The sequence below is a fragment of the Edaphocola flava genome (assembly GCF_004118155.1).
GTDB classification, from domain to species: domain Bacteria; phylum Bacteroidota; class Bacteroidia; order Chitinophagales; family Chitinophagaceae; genus Edaphocola; species Edaphocola flava.
The window spans coordinates 1,277,857-1,294,899 of the sequence record NZ_SAIQ01000001.1 but is presented as its reverse complement, the minus strand read 5'-3'; the positions used below and the strand labels follow the sequence as shown (position 1 = coordinate 1,294,899).

The following is a 17,043-nucleotide window of genomic DNA, read 5'->3' as shown; positions in this document are numbered from 1 at the left end:
GATCATTGTTGGATGCTCTTGTAGCGCTCCGGCTCAAAAAGATAAATTTATGTCCCAGAATCCTTATTATTCCAGAACCGACACCAGCAAACTGAATGTTTCCAATGATGAGTGGAAACGTATTTTACCTCCTGTACTCTATTCCGTATCGCGCCAGGCTGCTACTGAGCCTTCGTTTACCGGAAATATGTGGAAGGATGAAACGATCGGCAATTACTACTGCGCCGTTTGTGGTAATGCCTTATTCAAAAGCACTGCCAAATTCACGAGCATGTGCGGGTGGCCTAGCTTTTTTGAACCCCTGAGAAAGGACAATATGCTGTACCGTGAAGATAACTCTTATGGTATGCACCGTGTTGAGGTACTTTGTGCCCGCTGCGAGAGCCATCTGGGGCACATTTTTGATGATGGTCCTGAACCTACAGGCAAGCGTTATTGCATGAATGCCGTAAGCCTGGATTTCGAACCTATAGAAGAATAAAGGGGACGATCAAGGAGTTGGGACAAGCTATAATATACAAAAAAGGCATCAAATAATGATGCCTTTTTTTATTCTTCTTCCTTTAATTTTTTCAGGATTTTGATTTCGTTGTCAACTTCCTCTTTTTCTTCTTTCATTTTCTGTTTGAGTTTCTCCTCACTTTTAATAGGTTTAACACTATCAGGCGATGAATATTCTATATGCTCTTTAAAGGATTTAATATACTTTCTCATAAAGTATATATTAAGTCTAACTAGCACCTTCCTTAACCTTATGGTCGGATTTTAACCAATTCCAGAAACTCTGTGGCATCCATCCAACTCTTTTATCAATATTAAATTCACAAATAAAAAGTAGCCCACTCTCATTAGCCAATGGAAGTAATATTTTACTACATTCATCAACTGTATAAGTAGTATATACAACGAATAAATTTGAGCTGTATCTAAACCAGTCAGTAGCAAAATTTAATTTTGCTTCAATATCTTTTATAGTAAGTGATGAATTCGGTTTTATATAAACGTGCAAGAAATTTTCCATAATTTTTATTTTTTATTTTTTATTCTTTTCCCACCCTAGCATCTTGACTAATATCCATATCGGATTTTGAACTCATATTGTCAATATCATTTGATATTTTATCAAGCTTAATATGAATATTTTCAGAAAGGTTACTAATAGTATCTGCTCCAATCTCTATTTTTTTAACAGCCTCACTTAATTTGCCAAAATTTTCAGTAGACTGCTGATTTGATATTATAGAATAGAAAATTGCCACAATTCCTAAAACTAATGAGGTTATAGAACCTGCAAACCCCAAATATTCAACTAATGTTTTATTCCCATTAGAAAGTTGTATAAAGATTGCAAGAAAAATTATTAACGATGTGGCTAAAACAAACCAATATGCTTTTATACTTTTCTCCATTAGTAGTTAAATATTTATTTTGTTATGTGCCCCCTATATTATATAGTAAATGTAAGATATTATGTTACAAATTTATTGAAATAGTATTGTAAATTCACTAAGATTTCCCAATTAATTGATTATATGTAATCCTAGTCGAAGCAGCCAGAGCTAATGAATTTTCAAATAAACCAAATTTGGTTAGCTTTCTATTATTGTGTCTGTAAACATGTTCAGAAACATATTTCTGTAAATGTTTAGGACTCATGTAGTGATGTATACCCACATATGATCTCTTAAGCAAGCTCCAAAAGCCTTCTATATTTTGAGTATGGAATTTGTTATCGCCTTCTTTAAGTATAAATTTGTATTTACCATGCTTTACTGATTTATGGTTATATTTCTCTTGTATATTAACATAACCAGTATATCCATCAGTAACAACGGTAGAGCCTTCTACAACATGCTCTTTGAATAAAGGATTAATTACTTTTGCTGTAGTATCTTCCGTAACAAAGGCTTTCACTTTACCATTTCTTTCGATCATACCGACTACAGGCTTTTTTGTTAATGACCTTCCTTGAGAGTCTTTTGTTCTCTTATTGACCTTCATATTAGTAACTCTACCACCAAAATATGTCTCGTCTGCTTCTATTATTCCATTAAGCATTACATTCATAATTTCTACACTAAGAAATGTTCTTACTCTTTGTAAAAGGAACCATGCAGTAGGTTGAGATATTCCAATCTCACGACTTAATTCATGTGAATTAACACCTTTCTTGGCGATACCCATTTTGTAGATTACAGCGAACCAAATTGATAAAGAAATCTTTGTATTCTCAAAGATTGAACCAGAGATAATAGAGAATTTTTTATGGCACTCTTTATTAGAGCATTTGAAACCTCGGTTTGTACGATATGGATTCTCTGATCCACAATGGGGACAAGTAACATTTCCACCCCAACGAGCTTGCTCGTAGTAATCTTTACATTTCTTTTCTGTATTAAAGTATCTGTATATCTCACCGATCCCTTTAAATTTCGATAATGGTTTAAATGCTTTCATCTTTATTTTGTTACTTGTATTGCAAAATAAAGGTTAGGCTACGCCAAAGTATGTCGTATAGTTTAAATTAAAAATAGGTTAGTAATTACTAACCTATTGTGATCTATTTATGTTTTTTTATTGGGTAATCTATAAGACTAATTAGCTCTTCAAAAACTACCCTTATATCAGCTTGCATCTGATCTATATCAGATTTTCGAGCTTTAAAACGTTTGCTATGTACACTAGAATCCGCTAATTGTTTTATTTTAGGCAGGTTATCCTTTACTATTCTTGATAGCTTCCATGTATTTTCGGTAATGGCTGCCTTAATCAATTCTGCCAATTGCAAGTAATCTCCATTCGAATTCTTAATCTTGCTTTCAATTCCTTTACTTTCAAATAATTCAATTAGCAGTATTTCACATATTTTCCGCAACATAAACAAGCATGAGTTATACAATCCCATATCATAACAGCTCGTTGCTTCACTTGCAAATGCAACTAAGTAGGAAGGAGTCTTAGCAAAAATCGCTTGAGGATATATCGAATCTGATGGATCAAGCTCAACAGGTATATTAAGCTCGCTTTCAATTTGATGTCTAACTTTTGCTAATAGTACATAACCAGTCTTTGTTTTTATAAACTCCTGCTTACTGTTTTTTGTAATCCTGGCTTTTAAATCACGAGGGATATTAGACGGGGGATTTATATGTAATTCATCATAACACTGCTTAATATCTTTTACTTCTATATTCTCTGCTTTCTTCTCTACTTGTAAATAGTAAATAAAATACTTTATTTGTTGACTCGGACTAAGATCAGAAAACTCTTTTATTCTATTAATGAATTTCTTTGATTCTGTCATTTCTCGATATTAAACTTGGTTTCTAATTCTACGATACCTTTTCTATTGAGACACCAAACACCTTGTGAGGTTCTATCAAACCATAATGAATCATTTTTTGCATTTGTTATCGCCTGTACAAGATTATTCTTTCTTTGAAGTTTAAGGGTACGGAATGCATAATCAATATTTCCAGCATTGAAATTTTCTTTGTTACAGAAGTGATGCATATAGTACGCAATTAGTCCAAATATATCTTGATTTATTTGTGGTTGGTAAGTCGAATAAAATTCTTCTAATGATGGTTTTGTATCACTTTTGAGTGTATCAAATTCTTCATATTGTATATGCTTGGCTGATTTTGTTACCTTTTTATCTGTTGACTTATCCTGATTCTGTTCTTTTGCCTTAACAGTCTTCTTTACTGTTCCGGTTGCTTTAAATATAATTTGAGAATCGTCGCCCATTGCTAAATTATGTATAGCACTTAACTTACTATTCTCAAATCCAAACACATTTTGTGTAATAGTTTTGAAATACGACTTAAAAACCTTGTTCCAGTTTTCTTTAAAATTTTTCAATCTTGATTCGCTTTTTCTTTTACTTAAATAAGCTGTCCTTACTGTTTCATAAGTGAAATTTTTCTTACCGAAATCACTTTCATAAAATGCGAATATTAAAATCCATTGTAATTCTCCAAAATCCTTTTTCATTATCAGATCATCAATATGTTCATATTGTTGATTTACACTTTCAATAAATTGGCCATCTTGAGTAAGATTAGGGCTGCTGTTGGTAGGCGTACTCTGAACAACCTCGGCTTGAGTATCATCAAGAGTGATATACTGCTCTTGTTCACTCATATCACTATTAGCAAGTCTTAATCTATTAGGTACACCTACTATATTTTCTATTAGAGATTGAATCCCATCTTTTGCTACATCATCACTTAGTGATACTTCACATCTGGTTTCTTCATTGTTTTTATAATAGCTTACTGTATTCTTGTGGGTTTGTCCATTTGATGATGAAGAATTTAGTTCTACACCACAATTACTGCAAAATTTATCACCTTTCATAATAGGTGATTGACATTCTTTACACTTTACTTTTACTCCACAATGATTACAAAAATTTGCATCAATTCTAATTGAGCCTTCACAATTACGACATGAGATGGTTTCCATTCAACAAATGTTATGATTTAAACAAATATAATATTTTGGTTTCAACTTTTATATTTTTCACAATATTAAGGATTGTTTTATTTTGATTGAAAAGGTTGTGAATAATTTCATTAGTTTTGTGCATTAATATTCGAATATAGATTAGACAACAATAGATATATAAAGAGTTCGGTAATTTTACTTTCCTTTCAGAAAAACCACCACTTTTTCACTGAAAAACACATCGGGAAATGTAAGATAGACTATACCTTATGGGGTATGGGATTTTCTTGCATCTGGATGTGTGGGACTGTGGTGGTTCCTTCTGAACAGATTGTATAGAGGTTCCTGCCCCTCTTTTCTTTTCACCCCTCGCCATTCGGAACCTCTGGCATCACTAAACACATCGTAATGTCAGTGAAACCACCACATTTTCAAGCGGCACTCATGCCGCTTACATTCCCACCTTAATGATTTATCCTAACAATCATTCTTTTAATTATTTCCGAACTATTAAAAATTCAAAATCATGTCGAAGTACCAATGTACCAAATGTGGTCACATTTCAACATCTGCATATACCCGTACATGTAAAGATGGTGGTAAATGTATCTGGAATAAACTATCAAGGTTTATCAAATCAGTTGTAAGCTGGTAATTATTAATCCCTGTGAGTGCCTACGAAACAGGCACTCACTTTTAAATTTTCACAAATGAAATACAAACATATCCTTTCCTTATCTATCGCAGTATGCATGAGTATAAGTGCATTTGCTAAAACAATCAACAAGGCATTAGTGCCCCAAACAATTAGCTATGATGGTATGCCTGAGCTTGAATACAAAGTATCCAATAAACTCGTTGCTTTAGATGACGAATCTGGTAATATCAGAATGAAAATAAAAGGCAGGGAATATACCTTAAAACTGGAGCAAGGATCAACCAGTATAAAAAGGGTGTATTCTAACAGTTATTATAGAGTTACGTTTTTCAATATTGCTTTTGGTAAATGCTCCGGTGAAGGTGGACAATATATAACTGGCAAACTAAAAATCGAGACTACAACAGAAGAAAACACTGTAGCGTTTAACGGGTTTGATGCCCTGTTTTCGAGCAAGAAGTGCAAAGACGCAGGAAATGATTAAAGGATCATTTAAAGTCCATATTAAGCAATTATAATAACTAAGAAAGATATAGAAATGAAACGAGCAATATTAACCCTCAGTATTATTACAACAACTGTATTCAATGGCCTACATGCACAATCAGGTCAAATGCAAATAATGGAAGCCTGTGCTGATGAAATAATAGGCAAGACCTATGTAAATAGAAAAGACGGCCAATCGCTGACCTTTTATAAAAATGGACAGGTTGCCATAAATAACAAGTTGGACAAAAGATATAAATATGAATTAACTGATTGTGTAGTTGAATTATACTTTAATAGTAAGATGATTAATACCCTCAAAAGTTCTATTTATTGGTTTGAAGAACAACATTCAAAGAAACCATTTATAAAAGATAAAAGAGGTATTATTTACTCTCAAAAATAATGGCATACTGACTCTTAAACAAATGTTAAATCCCTCTAAAAGTAGAGGGATTTATACTCCATGAAAAATATATAGAAGTAAACCCACCACCACCATGAAAAATCAAATTAAAGCTCAGATTAAAAAAGAAAAGGAGACCATTAGTAAAATCAAAGATCATCTTGAACAGGAGAAAATAAATGCTGAAAAATGTATCCTAGTTTCAAAACAAAAGATATATCAATTAGGTAAGCAATTAGAGAGATATGAACTATAGTTCATATCTCTCATTTTTATAATTCCCTGTGTTGATAAAAAAATAATGCTACTCCCAACGTTAATAGTTTATTTTGCATCCCTTATAAAAATAAAAGAATGAGAACAAAATTACTCAGCCTAGCTATTGCTTTATCCGCGATAATAGTTGGCTTTTATTCCTGCCGAAAGGCTATTGTTGAAAAACCTAATGCACCTACACAAAAATTAAGCGCATTCCTTGCTGATGGTGAAATTCCAGATCGGTTTTATGAATTAATGTATGGTGCACAGGATGAATATCAATTCTTTCTTGAGCCTTACTATCATACTCAAGACATTTATACTCAAGTTGACTGGAGTAGAGCAATCTTAGATGAGAATGAGGGAACTGGCGAAATCGCTATGGTTTTTGATTTCTTTGCTAATCCTGAGATGCCAGATGTAAGAGCAAGCATCCAAGTAAGACAAGATGCGCAAGGAATTAGGAAGTATAGCCTACGTGTTAGCAGTGCTCCAACTAATTATACGTCAATCTTCACGGCTGATGATAAAATGATTAGGATTGGTAGCTTTAATGGTAATGACTTTAACCCAATATTTGAAACCCCTTTAAAAACAGGTGTGTTTACATCTCTAGGAGCAGTTTGTAATGCTTGTCATGGTGGCTCCGATGCGGGACCAGGACCAGGTGATTGGGATGGTGGTATATTAGATGATGTATATGTATATGATACTTATCCACCTGTTATTGTCATATGGCCTAATACGAACCCGTATACTCCTATTCCGGGCGGTGGACTATATATTCCCGGTAAAAATGGAAAGGACAAAAAACCATGCCAAACCTTTGCAGAAAGACTATTAAATCAAGCTATTAAGGATAAGCTTAAACAATTGGCTCTAAATACTAATCTTACATATGAGACTGCATTTTCTTCAACAGGAACTTTAACCTCAATAATTGCAAATGGGGCTCCTAATGGTGGATCAGTTACAATGGGTTTATATGCAAACGATATATTCTGGGGACATAGCCATAATAATCAGCCTAATTCTAACCTGCCAATTTTTAGTACCAATGACTTGTTAGCATTTTATAATTGGTCTACTGTGGCAACTGATAAATTTGCAATAGTGGCGGCGGTTGCTACGCCTGATGGTACATACCTTATGAAAATAACCAATTCTGCTAAATTCAATAACTTTGCAGCGTCTTACTTAACAAGTGGGTTAAACTCATTAGATGGAATCCTAAATAGTTCTGGTATTCCAACATCTGGAGCCAATGCCGGAGCTGCATTACAACAAATATTAGATATGCTTGATGCTGGATTAAGAATTCAAAAAGTAGACAATCCAACAACTAACCCATCAACAAGCAATTGTGTAGACTAATTAAAATCTAAAACATGAACATCAAAAACATAATTAAGACAATCTTTATTGCTGTTGTAGCAAACAATATACCCATGAGCTTAAATGCACAATTGCCCAAAGCTGGCACTTATGTTCAGCAGTCCGATCTACATAAATTAGAGGGAACATGGCAAGCAACAAGAGGCAATGAGACATTGACGATCAAGTTAAAACTTCAATCCAGAAAACAATTTGGGAAGATTTACACTGATGCTATCATTGGCTGGCATGATTTTCAAATCAATGGAGTTAGTGTAAGCAGCACATTTGGTGATCTTAATAATGATGGTAAAGCTAACATGGCCTTAGTATCATTTTATCCGATTGATATAAATAGTGGTTCAATAATGGCATTAAGTGATCCAAATAGAAAGTTAGGGAATGGGAAAGCTGAAATAAAGCTTCTGAGTAACAATACCCTTAGCTTCAAAATAAAGTCTGGTCAGAATGAGCAAATTAGAGTAGTGGTAGAAGGCAAGACAACACCAGAGCCTACCGAGGAAAGCAAGGTGATAAAAAGTGGAGATTGGATACTACATAAGATTAGTTAGTTCAATTAACCTATTAACTGTATTTTATAGCTTCTAATTTTGTTATTGTTTGAGTAATACCTTCTTCCTCGTACATTTTCGTATGAATCCGTTTCCTTAATAATAAATAAGTAAAATAGCCCCTCTGTGAGGGGCTTAAATTTTTGCTATCACTATATCTGTGAAAAAATCACTATCTCTATCATTAGTTACTAATATCCAATTATGTCGCTTACAATCATGATAAATAACGGAGTCGTTATAATCAACATGATCGCGATAAACTGATAGAATTGAATCCATATTTGAATTATTAAACGAATCTGGAAATCTCGTCGCTACCCTAAGAATTTTTTTTACTGAATCTGAAATTAACAATCTCATATTTTTCGCTCGATCCGTCTGAAAATATTCTTTTTTATATACATTTCCTGATTTCTGATTCTCTTCTTTCCAAAAAGAATAATCTAATCTCAACGAGGCATTGGTAAACTCAGAAATGATTAAGCTATTTATCGCTATCATATTTTTACGGGACAGTAAATATGCAAAAAACTTGGAGGCCGACTCCTGCTTTTTTTGTTCATATCCAGCAATAGGACAGTACAAAAACATCCAAAAGTTATTGTCTGGAAAGAAAACCTGATCTGACTTAATTTCGAAATCTTTTACTGGAATAATGTTATTTGTCGCCATAAATTGCCTTGTCCGCAGAATTATCAAACCCCTTTTTATCTTTGAAGTATTGCTTCGCTCTTTCGATGACCCATACAAATAAATGTTTGTCTTCTGGAGCAATGTTTTTCAACTTCAGATGAGTATTAAGAAATTCGCTTGTAAAAGTAGAATTCCCATATAGCTGCCCAATTGCGGAATTAAGAAAAGCGGTAGTTAAGAGGTCAACACCCTCAAAATCAAGCGTTACTGTTTCCTTATCTATAAGATAGTGTGAAAGAAGCTGAAAAACCTTATCGCCATCCTCTGTAACAACTGCATAATCATTACCGATAATTTGTCTTATTAATAAGTCTTTCATAATATATTTGCAAAGTTAATTTTTATTTATTAAAATATCACATTCTCATTATCTAATTCACTTAAAAGATAGTAATGAGATGTATCATTTAAGTTAAATTTCAAATTTGCAATCGTTCCATAAAATTTTGAGTTAAGCTTTGTACTAAATATCTCATTATTTGCTAATTGTAAATAGCCATCTGAAGAAACAATTTGTATTTCTCCTCCATTTTTTTTAATAAATTCCATAATGAAAGCAAGGCCAAGCCCACCTGGACTTGGGCCGCTTTTAGTTGTGTTTCCGTGTTGTATCGCCCATTCTAACGCCTGTACAGAACCCATTTCAACATTTAAAAACTTGGAAACGTTATCTTCAAAATTTATACCTGTATCAACTATCGTCATATTCAAGCCTTTATTGTCCGTTTGTGGAAAATACTGTCCACAAGCATGTATGTAGTTACATGACCCATGTGTTCTTGCATTTTCGTATAATTCAAAAATACTTTGTCTAAGTTTTTTTCCTAATTGTTGACTATGAGAGGGGAAATCTTTCTTACCTAAAAGCTCATCCTGCAAATAGCTATGAAATAGTTGATCATGTGCGTTTAATTTAGGGTTAAACCTTTTATACCGAACAGTGGTGTTATATCTATCATCTAATGGATCGAAACCAAAATTGATTAAAAAATCATTTTTTCGTAAGATTTCTTCAACGCGCTTAGAAATATTTGAGAAAAGAACCGTTTTCTTAATACGTTCAATCATTTCTACTAAAGTACCGATTACCGCACAAAGATTTGCTTCAATAAATGTAAGATTTTCTAAATTAAAATAAATTACATTTCCTTTAGCAATAGATGCCTGATGATAAATGTTGGACAAAAATTGATACCCTTCTATGTTGCTTTTTAATTTATCTGGGAAATTGATAATCATGGTAAATAATTCCCACAATAGTAACAAAATGTTACGATATTACAAAGGTAGTTGCGCCCTAAGCCAAGACGTGACTACAGACATCAAATTAGTGTATTGCGATTAATATTCTCCATGAGACTTATTATTAAATTACTGATTATTAAACATATTCTGGAATAAAACATAAATTTGTGAATTCTAAAATTGCTTAACTATGACTTGGCGAGGATTTAAAGATTTCTTTTTAAAAAGGCATTTCTCTTATGGTATTATAATTGGAATTTTACTTTGTATAGGTATTATTCTATTTTACCACAAATATATTCTTACACCTATTGAACCGTTAAATATTAGTGTCAATATCGTTGATACAAATTCAACAAAAATAAAATTTCTTAATTTTACAGAAGAAATCAATAATCCCACAATAACAAAAACTGCATTTTTAATTAATAAATCTTTAGATAATACTTTATCAGAAAGAATATTTTCAACTAATAAGCGAGTAGATGATATTTTAATATTTGGAGGACTTATCGTAACTTTATTAATTGCGATTACCGTATCAACTTACGTTAGGGCGGAAAGAGAAGTAGAAAGATATATTAAAAGAGACTTTGATCAAATTGTATCTGACTTCGAGGAACGAGTGGATTTAATCGTTGAAAGGTTAGAGTTAGCAGAAAATAACGCTGTTGCTAATGAAACGATTAATGGAGCTGGTGGTTAGTTAATATATAAGTAATAAATGATTAATGTTATGCAATCTGGAAGGGCTATTAATTACAAGGAATTGGTGAAAATTGAGAATAGAGTTAGAACAAATAGTGCTAGTATTAATGATCTGAATAGAATAAATGATCTATTTGTAAAATTTAATTCAAAAGATTTTCTATTGGAAAGATTGAAGGAGCTAGATGTTTATTCATTCCATGAATATTTACATATTGTTAGAAGTCCGAGAAATGGCTTTTTGGGGGCGAGGTTGCGTGGGCGTGTTTTAGGAGTATTGAATGCACTCAAAACTCATTATAAAAAACTAGAAAATGTCCCCTACTCATAAACTTTATATTTAATTAATAGAAATGGCTCCTAAATTTGGTAGCCATTTTTTGTAATTTCGTTTCATGGCTAAGTCATCCAAACATACTAAACCAAGTGTTGATCCTCAACCCAAAGGTTATTACTATTACTCGGCAGATGAAATATTAAGAATGGCGACACAGTATAAACCACCCAAGCCTAAATTCAAGCCAAAGGATATAGTTAAGAAAATTGGTGAGAAAGATACTTATATAATACTGGGTAAAATAATTGCAAAAGTATTCAGATATAAAGTACAAAAGGTTGGTACTGATGAAACCTATAAGATAAACGAAACCGAATTAGAATTAGTAGAAAAAGCACCTAAATAAAGGTGCTTTTAATCTTTACTGATCAATTGACAGCTATTTCTAATAAAATGAATTTCATGCTTAATCAAACATATGTTTCCTTATTTGCTTTTGATCTTGCTTCTGCATGATCTGACCAATGTTCTTCATTACAGCAATATGCTTTAATGAATTTTCATTTTCTTCTTCTTCCTCTTCTTTCATTTCTTTATGTCTAGTTTCCGGCATAGCAACTCTATAAGTAGTACCTACAAGTGGTATTTCGTCCCAATAATGTTCATTGAATGTCTTAATATATTTCATGTAGTATATATTAAAGACTACTAATACAATTTTGCGGGATATTTGGAAGATTTGCATTTGAAGCACATAAGTAGAAAAGTTAAACAGTAAGCTAATCCATTCTGCACTTGAAATATTTTCATAATTTTATTGTCCACCTAAAAAAAATTGTGTGTCAGATCATAAAAGAAAGAAATGAAGAGAATAATAAAATTAATTTTCTTGATGCTCACATTGACACTGAATCTTTCTTGTGTAGAAAAGAGTTCAGCCGACAAAGAAACTTACAACCCAGAATTAATGGCAACTTCAAAAGCCGAAACCTTAAAATTTACTTCGGGAATACGTGCTATCTTTCAAGACAGTAAAGGTAATTATTGGATTGGAAGCCATAATGAAGGTGTAAGCTATTATAATGGAAAATCATTTGAATACTTTACAACTAACGAAGGTTTATCCGATAATCAAATACGTTCCATTCAAGAAGACAAGAATGGAAGAATTTGGTTTGGAACTGCAAAAGGGGTAAGTGTTTATGACAAAGGAACATTTACAAATTATTCAACAAAAACCAACGAACCGATATACGAATGGAATAGCACCAATGGGGATTTATGGTTTTTTGGTGTAGAAGAAGGCGGAATAAATCGTTTTGACGGAAAAAATATGAATTATCTAATTTTTCCAAAACCCGTAAATGAAAGCCCTAATAATTCTTATGGTGTTACGGGAATTTCAAAAGATAAACACGGTAAAGTTTGGATTGCAACTTATGGAGCACTATTTAGCTATGATAGTAACATGGTAACTATTTTTGACCATAAAACTTTAAAGCTTAAAGATAATGAGCTGTTACATATAAGAAGTGTATTAGCAGATTCAAAAGGTCGAATTTGGATAGGAAATAATGGAATTGGCGTTTTACTTATGGAAGGCAATTCCATAATAAATTTTTCGGACAAGAATAATCTAATCCATCCGACAAGCACAAGAAGAGGTGATAAGTCACCACCGGGTACACTTGAACACGTTTTTGCTATCGAAGAAGATTCAGAAGGCAATATTTGGTTCGGAGATCGAGATACAGGAGCTTGGAAATATGACGGTAAGGCTTTGACAAATTATTCAATTAGTGACGACCCCACTAAACCAATGATTTGGACTATTTATAAAGACAACAAAAATAATTTGCTATTTGGTATGGCTGACGGAAATATTTTTAGGTTTAATGGAAATGTTTTTGAACAGCAATTCTAAGAAATGCGAACCCATAACAACAGTTTGATAAAACAATGAGTGCGGTGGCTTTGTGTAAAAAGGAGCAGTTGCAGACTGCTCCTTTTTAATGTGAAATTTATTATATATAATTGATAATTAATTAGTTGTAGGGCTTTTGTCCCAACTCCTTGATCGTCCCCAGAATAAAAGCTATTATTTATAAAAAAGGAGTTGCGCGCCCCTGCGGGGCGCGCAACTCCTTTTTTATAAACTACTGCATATTAGTATTTATGAATACCGGCTTCGTTCAGCAAATCGTGTAATAATTTGACTCTAGTCTCCACCAGGGTCTTGGAATCACTATTTTTAGGCACACTGAAGTTCAAAGCGAAGAAGTAAGGATGCGGGATGGCCTGCATTTCTCCTGTTTTAGGATTTTTAAGGCGATGTACTGTTTCTGCATAACCGACTACCCACAGGATGTCTTCTTTTGCACCATCAATGCTGGACCATCCGGTTTTGTAATACAGTTGGTAATCATTAGCCGTTTCCTGAAGCATCATCCCTTTTACGATACGCTGGCTGCGTGGAGAGAACGGTAGCTCATCATGATACAAACGTTTCATAAAGCCTACCTGTTCGTCCGGAGTGATCTCCAAAGTATCGTTCAGCCAGAACTGATCGATCTGATTGCCGATCTGCATATTACCATACTGCACTGTATCCAGGTAATGCTGCATTTCCTTTGCCCCGATACGACGAGCCAGCTCCTGGTAGTAAGGCACTGCACTTACTTTAAATGCTTCTGCCATAGTCAGGTCTTTGTCCCATTCCGGTCTGCGCGCTACACCATCCCATTTGATCTTCATCTGCTCATCCAGCGCTACACCGGTTTCCAGTCCAACAAGTGAATTGAAGATTTTAAAAGTAGATGCCGGACTCATGCGTTTAGAACAACGCTCTTTATTATAATAGTTAGCTTCTTCTTTGTTATTATCGTAATACTCGAAACATCCTTCTGTGACTTTATATTTATCAAACACAGGCTTCCACTCATCATGATCATTGATCCTTACATCACTGCAGGAGGCCAGACCCAGTGCGATACCTAATGCTGCAACAGCTACTTTTATTTTATGCATCATCATGCTCAGTATATTTTTGCCGCAAATTTACGGCTTATTCGATCAATATCACTGTGTATCATATAAAAAAGCTGCCGCGGTATCGCGGCAGCTTTTTTATATCCGATTCGGATGCAAATATTATTGTGGTTCCTGACCTAACATGAAGGTGAACTTCGCGGCAGAACCCAGTTTTACTTTATTACCATTTACATCGGTCAGGTTATCGATACCGATACCGTAGTCAAGACCTAACAGACCAAACATTGGCAGGTAAACCCTTAAACCCAGACCTACTGAGCGTTTCAGCTGCAGTGGGTTATAGTCCTTCATACTGTTAAACCCGTTTGCTGCCTCGAAGAAGGCCAGACCGAAGATGGTCGCACTCGGATCCAGGGAGAACGGATAACGTACCTCCGCGGTGTATTTATTAAAGATCGTATAACTGTTGGTTGTTGTACTGGTTCCGTCAAAGCTGCTGTATACATCATAACCTCTGTGTGCTACGATATCGCGACCTACGAAGTAGTTGAAGCCGGAAAGACCGTCACCACCCACCTGGAAGCGCTCAAACGGAGAGAAGCCCAGGTTTTTGTTGTAGTAGCCAAGGAAACCGTATTTAGTACTCAGTTTCAACACCAGGTTACCGGCAATGCGCTGGTACCAGTCAGCAGTGAATTTATATTTATGATACTCTACCCATTTATATTTCTCACGGGCCGTCATCGTGCTGTAATCATTATCGCTGAATGCAGATACCGGTGGGGTAAATGCCAGGCTCAGCATAATGTTGGAACCGGAACGCGGATAGATTGGCTGATCAATTGTATTTCTGGCCAGTGTTAATTTTAAAGCCAGGTTATTGGAATAACCGTTACGATACTCCGGCATTTCTGTTTGCAGCAGCGGATAATCTTTCAGCTTAAAGTTCATATAGTCTACCCCTACAGAAAGGATAAAGTTATTATCCGGCCAGGTCAAACGACGGCTTAATGTTACGCCACCACCGATGTTACGGATATATTTATCGTACGGAGAAGCGATCGGACGTCCTGTAGTACTGTTATACCCCTGATCGTTCAGTGCATAACGGCCATAAGTGGCACTTACACTCAATGCGATCGGTTTCTTACCACCTAACCACGGCTCTGTAAACGAGAAGGACAGGGAGTTATACCATAAACCACTGGACTGATAGCGGAAAGACAATTTCTGTCCGTCACCCATTGGCAATGGATCCCAGTTCTTTGTTTTAAACAGATTCTTCAGGGAGAAGTTATTAAATGTAATACCTGCTGTACCGGTGAAACCGATACCTCCACCATAACCGGCAGATAATTCCAGCTGATCTGAAGACTTTTCTGCAATATTAAAGTCAATGTCCACTGTTTTATCCTGCATATTCGGTTTAGGAATAGGATTCACTTTGGTTGCATCGATATAACCAAGAGCAGAAACACGACGGATTGAACTTACCAGGCTGGACTGATTGTAAATATCACCAGGCATGGTTTCCATCTCTCTTCTGAGTACATAATCATTGGTACGGTCATTACCGATGATATTGATATTTTTAACACGGAACTGAGGCCCTTCATTTACAACGATATCGAAATCGATAGTATCCTTACGGATCGCTCTTTCCACTGCTTCTGCACGATAACCCAGATAACCATTGTTCAGGTAAATACTACCTACGTCAATACCTCCGGTCATTGTAGCCTGACCTCTGATTTTGGATTCCAGCAGTTCTTTATTGTATACATCACCACGCTTAACGCCCAGTAACTGATTCAGTACAGAGTCGCTGTGTTTGGTATTACCTTTCCAGTTGATGTCACCGAAATAATATTTCTGTCCTTCATCTACCTTAATATCAATATTGATATTACCATTCTCTACATTATAAACGGTATCTTTTACGATCTGTGCATCGCGGTAACCAGAAGTATTGTAAAAGCTGATTACACTTGCCTTATCCTCATCATATTTTTTCTCATCAAATTTTGAGGCAGACATGATGCCGTAACGGAAATACGGATTCACAGCGTCCAGTGTCTTGCTTAAAGACAGCGGTCCGCTTTGGTTCATATAATTACTGAACTTTCTTTCCGGTTTCGGGTAAGCAGTAAATTCATCTGCAGGATATAAAGAGATGCGGGCCATTTCTTTGGTGCCTTTCATATTTCTTTTCAGGCGGGCACCGTAAAATGATTCATTGCCGACAAAGTTGATATTATTGATCTTCACTTTGCTGCCTTTCTCTACGTTAATAGTCAGGCTGGCACCATTCAGCACTTTAGGGTCTACCGATTCAATGATGTTCACACTCGCATTGCGAAAGCCCTTCTCCATCAGGTAATGACGGGTTCTGCTTTCAATATCCTTTTTCATGGCATTGGTGATCATTTTATTGCTCACCAGGCCAAGCTTTTCTTTTATTTCTGCTTGCTGAGTATTGGTAATTCCAGTAAACTTGAATGTTGTCAGGCGTGGACGTTCGTCGAGATGGATGGTAAGGTATATTTTATTCCCGTCGATCTTGTTGATGATGATTTCAACATTAGAGAACATGGCCTGGTTCCATAATACACGGATGGATCTTGCAATCTCCTGATCATATGGCAACTTTACATGCTGTCCAACTTTCAATCCGGCAACTTCCAGAACAGTAGCAGAATCGGCAAATTTGACTCCGCTCACCTTCACTCCTGCAATCTGGAACTCTCCTTCGATATCTGTTTCACCGAAATTGACTTCCTTTGTCTGAGTGTTGTTATTGCCCGGATCGCTCAGGTGCTGTGCATCTGCCGAGGTAATAGCAAAGGTAACAGCCGCACAGGTTAGGGTTGCTACACTTTTTATATACTTAAGATCCATTAAAATGGTTTTATAATTTTAT

At 35.0% G+C, this 17,043-nt stretch carries 21 protein-coding genes; 9 read left to right on the top strand and 12 right to left on the bottom strand.

Annotated elements, in window-relative coordinates; all coding sequences use genetic code 11:
* Positions 1-49: 49 nt before the first annotated feature.
* Positions 50-481: a peptide-methionine (R)-S-oxide reductase MsrB gene (gene msrB / locus EMP01_RS05640; RefSeq protein WP_237559479.1), complete on the top strand. Its 432-nt coding sequence runs from the start codon at positions 50-52 to the stop codon at positions 479-481.
* A 68-nt stretch (positions 482-549) separates the two neighbouring features.
* On the opposite strand, the gene EMP01_RS15510 is transcribed toward msrB, so the two are convergent.
* The 6 genes from EMP01_RS15510 to EMP01_RS05615 all read right to left on the bottom strand — a co-directional run bounded on the left by EMP01_RS15510 (position 550) and on the right by EMP01_RS05615 (position 4,470).
* Positions 550-714, bottom strand: a complete 165-nt coding sequence (locus EMP01_RS15510) for a hypothetical protein (protein ID WP_161971232.1) — start codon at positions 712-714, stop codon at positions 550-552.
* 16 nt (positions 715-730) lie between these two features.
* Positions 731-1,021 (bottom strand): hypothetical protein, encoded by a 291-nt coding sequence (locus EMP01_RS05635; RefSeq protein ID WP_129020489.1) that lies wholly within the window; start codon positions 1,019-1,021, stop codon positions 731-733.
* A 19-nt stretch (positions 1,022-1,040) separates the two neighbouring features.
* Positions 1,041-1,409: a hypothetical protein gene (locus EMP01_RS05630; protein WP_129020488.1), complete on the bottom strand. Its 369-nt coding sequence runs from the start codon at positions 1,407-1,409 to the stop codon at positions 1,041-1,043.
* Between the two features lie 97 nt (positions 1,410-1,506).
* Positions 1,507-2,457, bottom strand: a complete 951-nt coding sequence (locus EMP01_RS05625; RefSeq protein WP_129020487.1) for an IS1595 family transposase — start codon at positions 2,455-2,457, stop codon at positions 1,507-1,509.
* Between the two features lie 103 nt (positions 2,458-2,560).
* The gene (locus EMP01_RS05620) at positions 2,561-3,304 is read right to left on the bottom strand and encodes a hypothetical protein (protein WP_129020486.1); all 744 of its coding nucleotides are present in this window, start codon (positions 3,302-3,304) and stop codon (positions 2,561-2,563) included.
* Positions 3,301-4,470, bottom strand: coding sequence for a zinc ribbon domain-containing protein (locus tag EMP01_RS05615; RefSeq protein WP_129020485.1), 1,170 nt, complete (start codon positions 4,468-4,470; stop codon positions 3,301-3,303). The genes EMP01_RS05620 and EMP01_RS05615 overlap by 4 nt, the downstream gene beginning before the upstream one ends.
* A 692-nt stretch (positions 4,471-5,162) precedes the next feature.
* Here EMP01_RS05615 and EMP01_RS05610 point away from each other — a divergent pair.
* The 5 genes from EMP01_RS05610 (at position 5,163) to EMP01_RS05595 (ending at position 8,206) form a co-directional block, all read left to right on the top strand.
* Entirely contained in the window at positions 5,163-5,594 is a 432-nt protein-coding gene (locus EMP01_RS05610) for a hypothetical protein (protein WP_129020484.1), read from the top strand.
* Positions 5,595-5,648: 54 nt separating this feature from the next.
* Positions 5,649-6,002 (top strand): hypothetical protein, encoded by a 354-nt coding sequence (locus EMP01_RS05605; protein ID WP_129020483.1) that lies wholly within the window; start codon positions 5,649-5,651, stop codon positions 6,000-6,002.
* Between the two features lie 94 nt (positions 6,003-6,096).
* Complete coding sequence (locus tag EMP01_RS15505) at positions 6,097-6,258, top strand: hypothetical protein (RefSeq protein WP_161971231.1); 162 nt, start codon at positions 6,097-6,099, stop codon at positions 6,256-6,258.
* 98 nt (positions 6,259-6,356) lie between these two features.
* A complete protein-coding gene (locus EMP01_RS05600; RefSeq protein ID WP_129020482.1) occupies positions 6,357-7,634 on the top strand; it encodes a hypothetical protein in 1,278 nt (425 codons plus the stop codon).
* A 14-nt stretch (positions 7,635-7,648) separates the two neighbouring features.
* A complete protein-coding gene (locus EMP01_RS05595; RefSeq protein ID WP_129020481.1) occupies positions 7,649-8,206 on the top strand; it encodes a DUF6705 family protein in 558 nt (185 codons plus the stop codon).
* A gap of 135 nt (positions 8,207-8,341) precedes the next feature.
* On the opposite strand, the gene EMP01_RS05590 is transcribed toward EMP01_RS05595, so the two are convergent.
* Genes EMP01_RS05590 through EMP01_RS05580 form a run of 3 tightly spaced genes read right to left on the bottom strand, consistent with a single transcriptional unit; the run spans position 8,342 to position 10,168 of the window.
* On the bottom strand, positions 8,342-8,881 hold the full coding sequence (locus tag EMP01_RS05590; protein ID WP_129020480.1) for a hypothetical protein: 540 nt from the start codon (positions 8,879-8,881) through the stop codon (positions 8,342-8,344).
* Positions 8,868-9,221, bottom strand: coding sequence for an STAS-like domain-containing protein (locus tag EMP01_RS05585; RefSeq protein ID WP_129020479.1), 354 nt, complete (start codon positions 9,219-9,221; stop codon positions 8,868-8,870). The genes EMP01_RS05590 and EMP01_RS05585 overlap by 14 nt, the downstream gene beginning before the upstream one ends.
* A 29-nt stretch (positions 9,222-9,250) precedes the next feature.
* Entirely contained in the window at positions 9,251-10,168 is a 918-nt protein-coding gene (locus EMP01_RS05580; protein WP_161971230.1) for an STAS domain-containing protein, read from the bottom strand.
* A 169-nt stretch (positions 10,169-10,337) separates the two neighbouring features.
* Here EMP01_RS05580 and EMP01_RS05575 point away from each other — a divergent pair, with 169 nt between their 5' ends.
* Positions 10,338-10,853 (top strand): hypothetical protein, encoded by a 516-nt coding sequence (locus EMP01_RS05575; RefSeq protein WP_129020477.1) that lies wholly within the window; start codon positions 10,338-10,340, stop codon positions 10,851-10,853.
* A 397-nt stretch (positions 10,854-11,250) separates the two neighbouring features.
* The gene (locus EMP01_RS05570; protein WP_129020476.1) at positions 11,251-11,538 is read left to right on the top strand and encodes a hypothetical protein; all 288 of its coding nucleotides are present in this window, start codon (positions 11,251-11,253) and stop codon (positions 11,536-11,538) included.
* Between the two features lie 60 nt (positions 11,539-11,598).
* Here the strand turns inward: EMP01_RS05570 and EMP01_RS05565 are convergent, their stop codons facing one another.
* Positions 11,599-11,820, bottom strand: a complete 222-nt coding sequence (locus EMP01_RS05565; RefSeq protein WP_129020475.1) for a hypothetical protein — start codon at positions 11,818-11,820, stop codon at positions 11,599-11,601.
* 174 nt (positions 11,821-11,994) lie between these two features.
* Here EMP01_RS05565 and EMP01_RS05560 point away from each other — a divergent pair, with 174 nt between their 5' ends.
* A complete protein-coding gene (locus EMP01_RS05560) occupies positions 11,995-13,056 on the top strand; it encodes a ligand-binding sensor domain-containing protein (RefSeq protein WP_129020474.1) in 1,062 nt (353 codons plus the stop codon).
* 242 nt (positions 13,057-13,298) lie between these two features.
* Here the strand turns inward: EMP01_RS05560 and EMP01_RS05555 are convergent, their stop codons facing one another.
* A complete protein-coding gene (locus EMP01_RS05555) occupies positions 13,299-14,165 on the bottom strand; it encodes a class D beta-lactamase (RefSeq protein WP_129020473.1) in 867 nt (288 codons plus the stop codon).
* Between the two features lie 117 nt (positions 14,166-14,282).
* Complete coding sequence (locus EMP01_RS05550; RefSeq protein WP_129020472.1) at positions 14,283-17,021, bottom strand: BamA/OMP85 family outer membrane protein; 2,739 nt, start codon at positions 17,019-17,021, stop codon at positions 14,283-14,285.
* Positions 17,022-17,043: the final 22 nt, after the last annotated feature.